The sequence below is a fragment of the Nocardioides massiliensis genome (assembly GCF_030811215.1).
In the GTDB taxonomy this organism is placed as follows: domain Bacteria; phylum Actinomycetota; class Actinomycetes; order Propionibacteriales; family Nocardioidaceae; genus Nocardioides_A; species Nocardioides_A massiliensis.
Window position 1 is genome coordinate 1,741,972 of the sequence record NZ_JAUSQM010000001.1, and the last position, 13,025, is coordinate 1,754,996.

Annotated in this window: 13 protein-coding genes; 10 read left to right on the forward strand and 3 right to left on the reverse strand. The window is 72.1% G+C overall.

Translation table 11 applies throughout. The annotated features are described in order from the left end of the window. The first annotated feature begins 34 nt into the window (after positions 1 to 34). Genes J2S59_RS08635 through J2S59_RS08650 form a run of 4 tightly spaced genes read left to right on the forward strand, consistent with a single transcriptional unit; the run spans position 35 to position 4,180 of the window. Entirely contained in the window at positions 35 to 2,353 is a 2,319-nt protein-coding gene (locus J2S59_RS08635; protein ID WP_068118836.1) for an ABC transporter permease, read from the forward strand. After that, complete coding sequence (locus J2S59_RS08640; RefSeq protein ID WP_068118839.1) at positions 2,340 to 3,083, forward strand: ABC transporter ATP-binding protein; 744 nt, start codon at positions 2,340 to 2,342, stop codon at positions 3,081 to 3,083. The genes J2S59_RS08635 and J2S59_RS08640 overlap by 14 nt, the downstream gene beginning before the upstream one ends. After that, entirely contained in the window at positions 3,080 to 3,823 is a 744-nt protein-coding gene (locus J2S59_RS08645) for an ABC transporter ATP-binding protein (RefSeq protein ID WP_068118844.1), read from the forward strand. Before J2S59_RS08640 ends, J2S59_RS08645 begins: the two co-directional genes overlap by 4 nt. A 3-nt stretch (positions 3,824 to 3,826) precedes the next feature. Beyond that, positions 3,827 to 4,180 (forward strand): hypothetical protein, encoded by a 354-nt coding sequence (locus J2S59_RS08650; RefSeq protein ID WP_068118848.1) that lies wholly within the window; start codon positions 3,827 to 3,829, stop codon positions 4,178 to 4,180. 1 nt (position 4,181) lies between these two features. Here the strand turns inward: J2S59_RS08650 and J2S59_RS08655 are convergent, their stop codons facing one another. Further along, positions 4,182 to 4,475 carry a DUF2249 domain-containing protein gene (locus tag J2S59_RS08655; protein WP_068118851.1) on the reverse strand — a complete coding sequence of 98 codons (294 nt, stop codon included), beginning with the start codon at positions 4,473 to 4,475 and terminating at the stop codon, positions 4,182 to 4,184. 67 nt (positions 4,476 to 4,542) lie between these two features. Here J2S59_RS08655 and J2S59_RS08660 point away from each other — a divergent pair, with 67 nt between their 5' ends. The 6 genes from J2S59_RS08660 (at position 4,543) to J2S59_RS08685 (ending at position 10,848) form a co-directional block, all read left to right on the forward strand. After that, positions 4,543 to 5,244, forward strand: coding sequence for a helix-turn-helix transcriptional regulator (locus J2S59_RS08660; RefSeq protein ID WP_246360178.1), 702 nt, complete (start codon positions 4,543 to 4,545; stop codon positions 5,242 to 5,244). Beyond that, positions 5,241 to 6,377, forward strand: a complete 1,137-nt coding sequence (locus J2S59_RS08665) for a DUF8744 domain-containing protein (protein ID WP_246360180.1) — start codon at positions 5,241 to 5,243, stop codon at positions 6,375 to 6,377. Before J2S59_RS08660 ends, J2S59_RS08665 begins: the two co-directional genes overlap by 4 nt. Next, positions 6,374 to 8,971 (forward strand): multicopper oxidase domain-containing protein, encoded by a 2,598-nt coding sequence (locus J2S59_RS08670; RefSeq protein ID WP_068118854.1) that lies wholly within the window; start codon positions 6,374 to 6,376, stop codon positions 8,969 to 8,971. The genes J2S59_RS08665 and J2S59_RS08670 overlap by 4 nt, the downstream gene beginning before the upstream one ends. A 64-nt stretch (positions 8,972 to 9,035) precedes the next feature. After that, a complete protein-coding gene (locus J2S59_RS08675; RefSeq protein WP_068118857.1) occupies positions 9,036 to 9,803 on the forward strand; it encodes a F0F1 ATP synthase subunit B family protein in 768 nt (255 codons plus the stop codon). Further along, positions 9,800 to 10,228 (forward strand): phage holin family protein, encoded by a 429-nt coding sequence (locus tag J2S59_RS08680; protein ID WP_068118861.1) that lies wholly within the window; start codon positions 9,800 to 9,802, stop codon positions 10,226 to 10,228. Before J2S59_RS08675 ends, J2S59_RS08680 begins: the two co-directional genes overlap by 4 nt. Then, positions 10,201 to 10,848, forward strand: coding sequence for a DUF3618 domain-containing protein (locus J2S59_RS08685; RefSeq protein WP_068118863.1), 648 nt, complete (start codon positions 10,201 to 10,203; stop codon positions 10,846 to 10,848). The genes J2S59_RS08680 and J2S59_RS08685 overlap by 28 nt, the downstream gene beginning before the upstream one ends. A gap of 50 nt (positions 10,849 to 10,898) precedes the next feature. Here J2S59_RS08685 and J2S59_RS08690 read toward each other — a convergent pair whose 3' ends face one another. Together J2S59_RS08690 and J2S59_RS08695 are read right to left on the reverse strand one after the other, a co-directional pair. Beyond that, a complete protein-coding gene (locus J2S59_RS08690) occupies positions 10,899 to 12,407 on the reverse strand; it encodes a glycerol-3-phosphate dehydrogenase/oxidase (RefSeq protein ID WP_068118865.1) in 1,509 nt (502 codons plus the stop codon). Continuing rightward, a complete protein-coding gene (locus J2S59_RS08695; RefSeq protein ID WP_181641685.1) occupies positions 12,404 to 13,015 on the reverse strand; it encodes a TetR/AcrR family transcriptional regulator in 612 nt (203 codons plus the stop codon). The genes J2S59_RS08690 and J2S59_RS08695 overlap by 4 nt, the downstream gene beginning before the upstream one ends. Between the last annotated feature and the right edge of the window lie 10 nt (positions 13,016 to 13,025).

The following is a 13,025-nucleotide window of genomic DNA, read 5'->3' on the forward strand; positions in this document are numbered from 1 at the left end:
CGTCCAACCTGGGTGATGTGAGAGTGAGTCGGACATGACGATGTTCTTGACCTTCACGGTCTTGGGCCTGGTGCTGGGGGCGGTCTACGCCATCGCAGCCTCCGGCCTCGTCCTCACCTACAACACCTCGGGCATCTTCAACTTCGCCCACGGCGCGCAAGCGATGATCGGCGCGTTCACGTTCTACCAGCTGCAGGTGGTCTGGGGCGTGCCCACGCTGCTCGCGGTGGCGCTGGTGCTCGGCATCCTCGGCCCGCTCATGGGCTACCTCCTCCACCGCTTCATCATGGGCGGCCTGCGCGACACCGCGGAGGTCACCAAGATCGTCGTCACCGTCGCGATCCTGCTGGGCTTCGTGGCGCTCTCGCACTGGATCTGGAGCCCGCAGGACCCGCGCATGGTCCGGATGTTCTTCGGCGCCGACAGCTACATCTCCGTCGGGGGCGTGGTCATCCGCTACCACGAGATCATCTGCCTGGTGGCGGCCGCCGGCATCGCGATCGGACTCCGGCTGCTGTTCACCAGGTCGCGCATGGGCGTACTCATGCGCGGCACCGTCGACGACCCCGACCTGCTCCGCCTCAACGGCCACGACCCGGAGCGGATCGCCGCCATCGCCTGGGCGATGGGCTCCACGCTCGCCGTGCTGGCAGGCATCCTCATCACCCCGGTCGGCGGCGGCACGCTCGAGGCCAACGCCTTGACCCTCCTGGTGATCGACGCCTTCGCCGCCGCCCTGTTCGGCCGCCTGCGCAGCATCCCCCGCACCTTCGTGGGTGCGGTCGTGCTGGGCTTGCTGAGCACCTACCTGGTCGCCTATGCGCCGTCGTCGTGGACCTGGATCACCAACGTGCGCGACGCGCTGCCGATGATCCTGCTGTTCGTCGTGCTGCTCGCACTGCCCCAGGATCGTCTGCGCGGAGCGGCTGTCCGCACCCGGGAGCGCTACGAGGTGCCGCCGGTGCGCCGGGCCGCCGTCTGGGCCGTCGTCCTCGTCGTCGCCACCGTCGCCTTCCGTCAGCTCATCGACGACTCCAGCGTCGGCACGCTCATCCTGGGGTTGAGCTTCGCGATCATCGCGCTCTCGCTCACGCTGCTGACGGGTTATGCCGGAGAGCTCAACCTCGCCCCGGTCTCGTTCGGTGCGATCGCGACCCTCGTGGCCTTCCACACCGGGATCACCGGTGACGGCCTGAACGCCCGGATGAGCATCGTCGGCCTGGTCCTCGGCGTCATCGCCGCGGCTATCACCGGCGCCCTGGTCGCGCTGCCCGCCCTGCGGCTGCGGGGTCTCTACCTCGCACTGGCCACCCTGGCCTTCGGCGGCATCGTCTCCTCCATGGTGCTGCGCGAGACCCAGCCCCGGTCGTGGTTCGGCCAGGAGTTCGCGCTCTTCCCCCAAGGCACGATCATCGTGTGGCCGTTGCAGATCGGGCCGCTCGACCTGGGCAACCAGGACGTGTTCCTCTACACCGTCGCGACCGTGTTCGCGGTCCTCGGCGTCGGGGTGATCGCGCTGCGCAACAGTGGCTACGGGCGCCGGCTCGCCGCCATGAAGGACAGCCCGGCCGCCGCGGTGATGCTCGGCCAGCGGCTGGTCCGGCTCAAGCTCTCGGTCTTCATGATCTCCACCGCGATCGCCGGTCTCGGCGGGATCTTCATGTCGATGGCGCTGTCGTCGGTGACCTCCGACCACTTCGTCTACACGCTGTCACTGTCGCTGGTGATGCTCACGGTCGTCGGCGGCATCGGCTACGTCAGCGGCGCCCTCTTCGGTGGCCTGCTCGCAGGTGCCGGATTCAGCGTCATCACCGCGACGTTCACCGACCTCGGCGCGAGCTATCCCGACCACGCCTCGACCTTCAGCATCATCTCCCACCTCATCCTGGTGGCCGTCGCGCTCGTCGGCCTCGGCGTCGCTCACAACCCCAGCGGCAACATGTCCTCGATCTTCGCCGGCCACCGGTTCCTCGCCGGTGCTCCCGAGGTCCGGTACGCCGCCCTCGGCGTCACGGTCGCCCTCTATGGCTTGGCGTACGCCGGGGTGATCGGCACCTGGACGTTCGTCCTCCTCACCGTCGTGCTCTGGATGGCGCTGCCGGCACTCGGGCTGTGGCTGCGCGCCGAGCGGCTGCTGCCACCGCAGGCGCTCGCGGCCCGCCGCGGCGTGCCTCTCGAGCTGCTCGGGGTCGACGCGCCGTACCCGTCCGGCTACAGCGAGCAGCTCGACCGCACCCTGGGCATCCCGGCCCGCCAGCGCCGCTCGCGACCGTCAGCAGCGGTCGCCGGGAGCGCTCTCACCGTCCCGGCCCAGGCCACCTCCGAGGAGGGCGAGTCCCATGTCCGCGCCTGACATCCTGCTCGAGACCACCGACGTGGTCGTGCGCTTCGGCGGCAACACCGCGGTCGACCACGTCGGCATCGACGTGCGGACCGGCACTGTCACGGGGCTGATCGGGCCCAACGGCGCGGGCAAGACGACGCTGTTCAACTGCATCACCGGGATGCAGCGACCCGACGCCGGGAAGGTCGTCTTCGACGGTCAGGACATCACCCGTCTCGCCCCGGGCAACCGCGCGCGCATGGGCATGGCCCGGACCTTCCAGCGGCTGGAGCTGTTCCTCTCGCTGAGCGTGCGCGACAACATCCGCGTCGCCGGCGACATCGTGCGCGCCAACACCTCGCGCAAGGTCGACGTCGAGGCCGAGACCGACCGTGTGCTCGAGCTGACCGGCCTCGGCGACATCGCCCACCTCGACGTCTCCGACATCCCCACCGGCCGCGCCCGGGTGGTCGAGGTCGCGCGCGCCCTGATGACCCAGCCGCGGCTGCTGCTCCTGGACGAGCCCGCCTCGGGCCAGACCGACCAGGAGACCGAGCGGTTCGCCGAGCTCCTGCGTGGGCTCGCTGACGACGGGCTCGCCGTCTGCCTGGTCGAGCACGACCTGCCGCTGGTGATGGGGCTGTGCTCGCGCATCCACGTCCTCGACCACGGCGCGCTCATCGCGTCGGGCACGCCCGCGGAGATCCAGGCGTCGCCGGCCGTCATCGAGGCCTACATCGGCACGGAGGTGGTGGCATGACGCTCACGCAGTCGCAGGCACCCGGCGCGCCCGACCTCGTCGAGGACCCCGTCCTCGAGATGGTCGGGGTGCGGGCGGCGTACGGCGCGATCGAGGTGCTCAAGGGCGTCGACCTCACCGTTCCTGCCGGCACGGTCTTCGCGGTGCTCGGCCCCAACGGTGGCGGCAAGACCACCACGATGCGCGTCGCGTCGGGGCTGATGCCGACCACCGCCGGCGAGCTGCGGCTGTCGGGACGCAACGTCACCGGCATCACCGCCACCGAGGCCAGCCGCCTGGGCGTCTGCTCGATCCCCGAGGGGCGTGGCATCTTCGCCAACCTCACGGTCCGCGAGAACCTCTGGGTCGCGACCGGCACCGGCACGCGGCTGGAGGCGATCGAGGAGGCGGCGTACGCGCGGTTCCCCAAGCTCGGGGAGCGGCGCCACCAGCTGGCCGGCTCCATGTCGGGCGGCGAGCAGCAGATGCTCGCGCTGTCGCGGGCGCTCGGCACGGACCCCGCGGTGCTGCTGCTCGACGAGCTGTCGATGGGACTGGCGCCCATGATCGTGTCGCAGATGTACGACATCGTCGGCGGGCTCGCAGCCGAGGGCATCTCGATCCTCGTCGCGGAGCAGTTCGCCCGCGTCGTGCTCCCCATCGCCGACACGGCCGCGCTCATGCTCGGCGGCCGGGTCGTGAAGGTCGGTCCCCCCGCCGACATCGAGGACGAACTCTCCACCACCTACCTGGGAGGCTGACCCATGCTCACCGAAGAACGCCGCGCCGACTTCCACCAGCAGGTCGCGGACCACAAGCTGAAGACCGACGCGTCGAAGTCCGACCGTCCGGTGCGGATCATCGGGATCCTGCTGATGATCGCTGGCGTGGTGGGAGCCTTCGTGGCCTACAACGCCTCGCTCGCGCAGTCCGACACGCGCGACATCACCTCGAGCCTGATCCTGGCCGTCGCGTGTCTGGGACTCGCCGTCGTCGGGACCGGGATGTATCTCGCTACCGCGGTGACGAAGGTGCTGCGGCTGTGGCTGCTGCGCCAGCTCGTCGAGGGGCAGGCCCACACCGACCAGATCGCGGCCGCGCTGCGCGAACGCAGCTGACTCAGCGCCGGATGAACCGCAGCCGCCAGGCTTCGGGGCCGCGGTCGAGGTAGTCGACGGCGTAGGTGTCGGGGTGCTCCTCGCTGATCTGCTGGAGCAGGGGGACCGGGTCGTGGGGTGCGACAAGCACCATCCCGGCGCCCGGCGCGAGCTGACCGAGCGCGCCCTTGATCGCACCGTGCCGCACCGCGTGGGGGATCACCCGCGCGTCGAGCTCGGGCAGGCTCGCCGCCGGTCCGCAGCCGCAACCGCAGCCGCCTGCGTCGGTCAGGCCCAGGTCATTGCCGATCGTCATGTCCGTCTCCTCACCCGGGCGGCGCCCGGTCTTGGTGGTGGACCGTTATTTTGGCACACTGAACTCCGTGAAAAAGATTCCCGGTCCTGCGCGCGGCCCTCGGCCTGCCCGCCGACGCAGCCAGGAGCGGCTCTCAGGCACCCGCGCGTCGCTGCTGGAGACCCTCCAGGCACAGGCCGAGCCGGTCGGCGTCGACGCCCTGGCGACGCTGAGCGGACTGCACCCCAACACCGTGCGCGAGCACCTCGAGGGACTGCGCGACGCGGGCCTGGTGAGCCGGAGCCCCGCCCCGGCCGAGGGTCGCGGTCGGCCGGCCTGGCGCTACGAGGCCACCGGTGCGAGCCAGGACGACCCGCGCCCGGAGTACGCCGGACTGGCGGTGGCGCTGGCACGGGTGATCGTGCGGACCAGTGCCGAGCCGGTCCAGGACGCACGGCGTGCCGGCGTCGAGTGGGGGCAGGAGCTGGCCCGGGAGTCCGGCCTCACCCCGGCCGCCGTACGTCGGGAGCGTGCCGCGAGGCGAGCGGTCAACGAGGTCTTCGACGACATGGGCTTCGCGCCCGAGCCGGACGCCGACCATGTCGAGGTCCGGCTGACCCGGTGTCCGCTGCTGCAGGCGGCGCGCGAACACCCCGACGTCGTCTGCTCCGTGCACCAGGGGATCGCCGAGGGCCTGATGACCGCGGCGGGCGGCACCGCCGCGGGCGTCGAGCTCGTGCCCTTCGCCGAGCCGGGTGCCTGTCGGTTGCGGCTGGGGAGATCGGCATGACCACCGCCAGTCCGGTGCTCGCGCACACCTCGGGTTCCCGGCGTACCTCGCACACCTCGCACACCCCAGCTCGTGGCTGGCGTCCGCTGCTCATGCTGCCGGCCGGGATCTCGCTGCTCGCCGGCCTCGATGCGGCGCTGCTCCTGCTCCAGCTGCCGGCTCCGTTCACGACCGCGCGACTGCCGCTGGTCCACGGCATGCTGCTGGTGCTCGGCTTCGTCGGCACCCTGATCGCGCTGGAGCGTGCGGTCGCACTCGGCACACGCTGGGCGTTGGCCGCGCCACTGCTCCTCGGAGCAGGATCGCTGCTGCTGCTCTCGCCGGCGCCGATCACCGTCGGCCGCGGGCTGATGCTCGGCGGGACGGTCGCCCTGGTCGCCGTCTATGTCCCGCTGTGGCGCCGGCAAGCCGACGAGGCCGTTCTCGTCCAGGCCCTCGGCGCCGTCCTGGCCGTCGGCGCGGCCGCACTGTGGCTCGGTGGCGTCGAGATCGCGGTGCTGTTGCCGTGGCTGGTCGGGTTCGTCGTCCTGACCATCGCCGGTGAGCGGCTCGAGCTCGCCCGGTTGGCCATGGGTCCGTCGGCCGGTGCCGTCCTCGTACTGCTGGCGATCGCCCTCGGCGGCGCGACCGTGGGCTCCCTGCTGGTCCCCGGCCCCGGCTCGGTCGCCCTCGGCATCGTCCTGGCCGCACTGATCGGCTGGCTCGCCACCCACGACGTCGCCCGCCGCACCGTTCGCGCGCCCGGGCTACCCCGCTACATGGCGGCCTGCATGCTCGCGGGCTACGCGTGGGCGTTGGTCGCCGCAGCGACGTGGCTCACCACCGGCGCGGTCCACGACGGGACGCGGTACGACACCGTGGTCCACGCGATCTTCCTCGGCTTCACGCTCTCGATGGTGATGGCGCACGCACCGGTCATCGTGCCGGTCGTGCTCGGTCGGACACTGGCCTTCCATCCCGCGCTCTATGTCCCGGTGGCGCTGCTGCACGGCTCACTCGTCGTCCGGCTGTGGCTCGGCGACGCGCTCGAGGTGCCGCACGCCTGGCAGATCGGCGCAGTGCTCAACATCGTCGCCGTACTGGGCTTCGTGGCCATCGCCGCCTGGCGGGTCGCAGCAGGGTCGCGACGATGAGGCGCGGATTCTCGCCGTTGCGCGACCTTCCGGCACTCGTCTGGCTCACCGCGATCCCCGTGGTGGCCTTCGCGCATCCGTGGATCCCCGAGCCGCGCTGGCTGTTGGTGCACCTGTTGCTGCTCGGCGCGGCCACGCACTCGATCGTGGTGTGGAGCCAGCACTTCGCCGATGCGCTGCTGCGCGTCCCATCGGTCCCACGCCCTGCGCTGCTCGGCCTGCTCAACCTGGGCGCACTGACGGTCATGGTCGGCACCCAGACCGTGTCGTGGCAGGTGACGTCGGTGGGTGCGAGCGCGGTCGCCGGTGCGGCGCTCTGGCACGCTGCGCGACTGGCCGGGCAGCTCCGGCGGGCACTGCCGGTCCGGTTCGCGGTGGTCGTGCGCTACTACGTCGCAGCCGCCCTGCTGCTCCCGGTCGGTGCGGCGCTGGGTGTGCTCCTCGTGACGGCCCTGCCCGACCCGTGGCACGGCCAGGTGCTGCTGGCACACGTCGCGCTCAACCTGCTGGGCTGGGTCGGGATGACGGTGGCCGGCACGGTGATGACGCTGTGGCCGACGATCCTGCGCACACGACTCGGCGCGGGCTCCGACGCGGCTCTGCGGCGCGCGCTGCCGCTGCTGCTCGCGGCCGTGCTGGTCACGGCGGTCGGTTGTCTCGTGGGGCTCTGGCCGCTGGCGGCCGCGGGTCTCACGGCGTACGGGCTGGGGTGGCTGGTGCTCGGGGTCCCACTGGCGGAGGCGGCGCGGCGCAAGCCACCCACGGAGCACCCCGCCTGGTCGATGGGCGCCGGCGTCGTGTGGTTGATCGGCTGCCTGGTGGCCTGGGCGTACGCCGTGACACGCGGGGGAGAGGCGCCGGCGGTCCTGGAGCGGTTCGAGGCGATCGTCCCCTTCCTCGCCACCGGGTTCGTCGCGCAGGTGCTGGTGGGCGCGCTCGGCTACCTGGTCCCGTCCGCGCTCGGGGGCGGTGGCCGTGCGGTACGGGCCGCCAACGAGGTCCTCAACCGTGCGGGCGCATTCCGGGTGACCGCGGTGAATCTCGGCCTGCTCGTCTGCGCGCTACCGGCTCCCAGCCTGGTCCGTGTGCTGTGCTCGTTGCTGGTGCTGCTTGCGCTCGCCGCGCAGATCCCCCTGCTGGTGCTGGCGATCCGGGCGTCCCGCCGGGCGCGGCGCACCGCGGGCGGGCCCCCGCTGTCCGACGCCGCGCAGGAGCCGGTCCGACGCCGACGCGCCGTGGGGTCCGCGGTCGCCGGAGCCGCCGCCGTGATGCTGGCGGTCGCGAGTGCGGTCGCGTTGGATCCGACGTCGGTGGGCACCGTCCTCGCCTCCGCCGAGACGCCCGGTGTCCCGGCGACGGGGGAGACGACGACGGTCCGGGTCGAGGCCGGTGACATGCGGTTCACCCCCTCCCGGATCGAGGTCCCCGCCGGCGACCGCCTCGTGATCGAGGTCGTCAACACCGACACCGACGTCCACGACCTGGTGCTCGAGAACGGCGAGAGGTCGGGACGGATCTCCCCCGGAGAGACCGCGCGCGTCGTGGTCGACCTCGTCGGCCGTGACCTGGAGGGCTGGTGCTCGCTGGTGGGGCACCGGCAGATGGGGATGACGCTCGACGTGGTGGTCACGGGAGGGCTTGCGGCGGACGACGGCACGGGCGAGCACGCGCACCACGGCACGGACGCCGATGACCGGGCTGAACCCGCCGCGGCGTACGACCCGGCGGCCCGTCCCGATCCCGGCTTCCGCGCGAGCGACCCCACGCTCGCGCCGTTGCGCGGTGACGGGCCGCGGACGCGCCGGCTCACCCTCACCGTGAGCGAGGTCGAACGGGAGGTGGCGCCCGGGGTCACGCAGCGGTTGTGGACCTACAACGGTGGGGCACCCGGGCCCACGCTGCACGGACGGGTCGGTGACGAGTTTGTCATCACCCTGGTCAACGACGGCACGATCGGGCACTCGATCGACTTCCACGCCGGGGCGCTGGCGCCGGACCGGCCGATGCGCACCATCGGGCCTGGGGAGTCGCTGACCTACCGGTTCACCGCCGAGCGTGCAGGCATCTGGATGTATCACTGCTCGACGATGCCGATGTCGGCCCACATCGCCAACGGGATGTTCGGCGCGGTGGTGATCGAACCGCCCGGCCTCCCGCCGGTCGACCGGAGCCTGGTCCTGGTGCAGGGCGAGCACTACTACGGCCCGCAGGGCGGAGTGGTCGACGCGGACGAGCTCGCCGCGGAGCGACCCGACGCCGTGGTGTTCAACGGGTACGCCGATCAGTACTTCCACGACCCGGTGCAGGTGCGGGTCGGGGAGCGGATCCGGATCTGGGTGCTGGCCGCCGGACCCAACCGCGGCACCTCCTTCCATGTGGTCGGCGGCCAGTTCGCGACGACGTACGCCGAGGGCGCCTACCTGCTGCGCGACGGCGGACCGGACGGCACCGGCGGCGCGCAGGCACTCGCGCTCGCTCCGGCGCAGGGTGGGTTCGTCGAGCTGACGCTGCCCGAGGCTGGCAACTATCCGTTCGTCTCCCACGCGATGGTGGACGCCGAGCGCGGTGCACGGGGGGTCCTGGAAGCGCGCTGACCCGGGCCGCGTGTTTCCCCGTCGCCCGGGTACTCCTCGAAGATCCAACCCCGAGGAGTGAGAGATGAGCACACCCAGCAATCCCGGTGGAACCGCCACGCCGCCCGGGGACCTCGCGCCGAGCGGCTCCGTGGGCGGCTCCGGACCGGACAGCAAGGCGGAGCAGGCCAAGCACGCAGCGACGACTGCGGCCGACGAGGCACGCGAGGCCGCGGACGTCGCCAAGGACGAGGCCGGCCGGCTGGCGGGCACCGCAGCCGAGGAGGCCAAGAACGTCGTCGAGGAGTCGCGCCACCAGGCGATGAACCTCGTCGACGAGGCGATGTCCCAGGTCAACGAGCAGGCGGGCAGCCAGCGCGACCGGATGGTCGAGTTGTTGCGCACGTTCGGTGACGACGTCGAGAAGATGGTCAGCGGTGAGCGGGTCGAGAGCGGCCTCGCCCACGACCTCGCACGCCAGCTCGCCGACCGCACCCGTGAGCTGAGCGGCCGCATGGATGGCCGCGAGCCCACCGAGCTCCTCGACGAGGTCCGCTCGTTCGCACGCCGCAAGCCCGGGACGTTCCTCGTCGGGGCGTTGGCGGCCGGCGTGATCGCGGGTCGGGTGACCCGCGGCGCGAAGGCGGGCGGTTCGCAGGATTCAGCCGCGAGCTCCGCGCCCGTGAGCACCTCCAGCCCGACCGGCACCGCAGCCGCCCAGCCCACCGCTGGCGTGGGCACCCCCGTCAACCCCCCGGCGTACCCGCACGGGTCAGGTCTGGGTGAGCCGGGCACCACGATGGACCAGCCGCTCTCGCCCGGGCTCGGCGGTACGCCGGGAGATCCGCGATGACGGTGCCGGGGAGCCATGAGACCGCGGGGCGTGCCCCGGACGGTGCTGACGACCGCTCGTTGGGCGACCTGCTCGGTGACATCGCCAGCAACCTGACGACGATGGTCAAGGACGAGCTCGAGCTCGCCAAGACCGAGGCCAAGCAGGAGGCCGCGAAGGCGGGCAAGGGCGCCGGCCTGCTGGGCGGGGCCGGCGTCGCCGGCCACCTCGCGCTGCTGTTCGGCTCGCTCGCGCTGATGTTCATGCTCGACAGCTGGATGCACACCGGCTGGGCGGCACTGATCGTCACCGCCCTGTGGGCGGTCGTCGCCGCGGCGATGGCCGCGACGGGCCGCACGGAGCTCAAGAAGATGAACGCGCTCGAGACCACGCAGAAGACGATCAAGGAGGACGTGCAATGGGCCAAGCAGCAGAAGAACAGCTGACCAGGGACATCGAGGCGCGGCGGGCCGAGCTGTCGCGCGACCTCGACGCGCTGTCGGACAAGATCAGCCCGTCCCAGATCGTCGAACGGCGCAAGGCCGCCGCCCGCGGCAAGGTCCGCTCGATGCGCGACAAGGTGATGGGCACCGCCCGCGACGCGAAGGACAGCGTCGGTTCGGCCGGGTCCGGGGCCGGGGGTTCGATGTCGGACGCCGCCTCCGGCGCGGTCGACTCCGTCACCAGTGGTGCCCAGGGCGCCAAGGACACGATCGAGGGCCAGACCGAGGGCAGCCCCCTTGCGGCGGGACTGGTCGCGTTCGGTGCCGGGTGGCTGATCTCTGCGCTGATGCCGGCGAGTGAGAAGGAGGCCCGTGCGGCCCACCAGCTCGTCGAGACCGCGAAGGAGAGCCCGCTGATGGACGAGGTGAGGTCCATCGGCCAGGAGATGGGCGACAACCTCAAGGAGTCCGCCGGCGAGGCGGCCGAGGAGGTCCGGAGCACGGCCGAGGAGTCGGTGCAGAACGTGAAGGACGAAGGCCAGTCCTCCGCGGACTCGCTCAAGCAGGAGGGCCAACACCGGGCCGAGCGCGTGCAGCAGGACGTGCAGGGTCAGAACGACTGAGCAGCGGGGTCAGTCAGCACCACAGCCGGCGGGCGTGATCTTCGCGGAGGTCACGCCCGTTGTGCGATCAGCGCCAGGTCCAGGGCGCGCTCGGCGAGAGGCACGGCAGCGGCCCGGTCCGCCGGCACGAGTCCCACCCTCGTCCGGCGGTCCAGCAGGTCATCGACGTCGACGGCACCCTCGTGCGTGACACCGAAGACGAGCTCGGCCAGCGTGATGCCGCCGGGGCCCGGAGCGACGAGCTCGGCCTCCGGAAGCCCTGTGGTTGAGCGGGATTCGTCGATCACCGTGCGTGCCTCGGTGCCGAAGCGGCGTACGAGGCGAGCAGGGTCGGGCAGCGCGGCGAGCGTGTCCCGGTCGGCCGCGCCGAGCAGGGGCAGGTCGCGCGTGCGGCACGGAGCCGTCGCGATCCCGGTCGCGTCGACGGCGTCCTGGGCCATCCGGCGGTACGTCGTCAGCTTGCCGCCGACGACCGTGACCACGCCGCTGGGCGAGGTCAGCACTGCGTGCTTGCGGGAGAGGTCGGCGGTGGAGCCCTCCGCCTCGAGCAAGGGCCGCAGCCCCGCGAACGCGCCGACGACGTCGCTGCGGCGCAGGGGCCGGTCGAGCACGGACGCCGCGACGTCGAGCAGGAAGCCGATCTCGCTCTCGGACGGCTCGGGCACGTCGGGGATCTCGCCGTCGACGGGCTCGTCGGTGAGGCCGAGGTAGATGACGCCCTCGGGTTGGGGAAGGGCGAACACGTAGCGGTTGGTGGTGCCGGGGACCGGGACCGTCAGCGCGGTGGTGAGTCCCGGCATGGCGTCGGCGCGCAGCACGACGTGGGTGCCGCGACTGGGTCGCAGCCGGACGCCGTCGACGAGGGCGTCTGCCCACACGCCGGTGGCATTGACGACGGCGCGGGCCGTCACCGTGCGCAGCTCGCCAGAGAGCTCGTCGCGCAGACGAACGCGAGTGCCGGTGGCATCGAGGGCGCGGGCACGCGTGCGCACCTCGGCGCCGTACGCCGCTGCGGTGCGGGCGATGCACGTGACCAGGCGGGCGTCGTCCTCGAGCTGGCCGTCCCAGTAGACGAGTCCACCGCGCAGGCCGTGCGCGCGCAGAGCGGGCGCCATCGCGAGCGCTTCGGTGCGCGAGACCCGACGGGGACTGGGGAGCGTCGCACGGGGGGTACGGGCGCTCAGGCGCAGCAGGTCGGCGGTGCGGAAGCCCGCCGAGGCGAGCGCGGCGTGGGAGACGGACACCGCGTCGGTCAGGGGGAGCAGCCACGGCAGCGGGTGGGTGAGGTGCGGTGCGGTGCGCTCCATGAGGATGCCGCGCTCGACCGCGCTCTCGTGGGCGATGCCGACCTGGAGGGAGGCGAGGTAGCGCAACCCGCCGTGCACCAGCTTGCTCGACCAGCGCGACGTACCGAACGCGACGTCGTGGGCGTCGACCGCCAACACGGACAGGCCGCGGGAGGCGGCATCGAGGGCGACGCCGGCGCCGGTGACACCGAGGCCGATGACGACCAGGTCGACGTGGTCGGGGGCGTCCACCAGGCCGGCACGGATCCTCATGCGAGGTACCTTCGGACGAGCTCGACGAGCTCGGCGTCCAGCGTCTCGAGGCCGACCTCGTCATCGGTCATGGTCGCGGCCGACAGCAGGAACCCCTGCGCGGCGAGGGCGAGCGTGCGGGCGAGCACGACCGGGTCGCCGGCGCGGATGCCGTGCTCCTGGCCGGAAGCGATGCGCGCGGCGAGCAGGTCGATCACCGCGTCCTGGGAGCGACCGCGCCGGTCGACGAGGTAGGGCAGCAGCAGCTCCGGGTCGACGTCGATCACCCGGCGCAGCAGCGCGTCCTCGCGCAGCGCGGCGAGGACGCCGACCAGGACCTGCGCGATCCGCGTGGCCGGGTCGTCCTCCTCGCGGGTCTCCACGTCGGCGATCACGGACTCGACGACCTGGCCCCACTCGCGGGTCATGAGATCGCCGAAGATCGTGGTCATGTCGGGATAGGTGCGATAGACCGTCATCCGTGACACTTGGGCGCGCCGGGCGACGTCGCTGAGCGTCGTGCGCCGGAACCCGACACTGAGCACGGCCTCGCGCGCGGCGTCGAGCAATCGCTCGGCGGTCGGGCTAGGCGTGGCCTGCTCCTGAGTGATGTTACGGATGGACGCCATATGTCACACT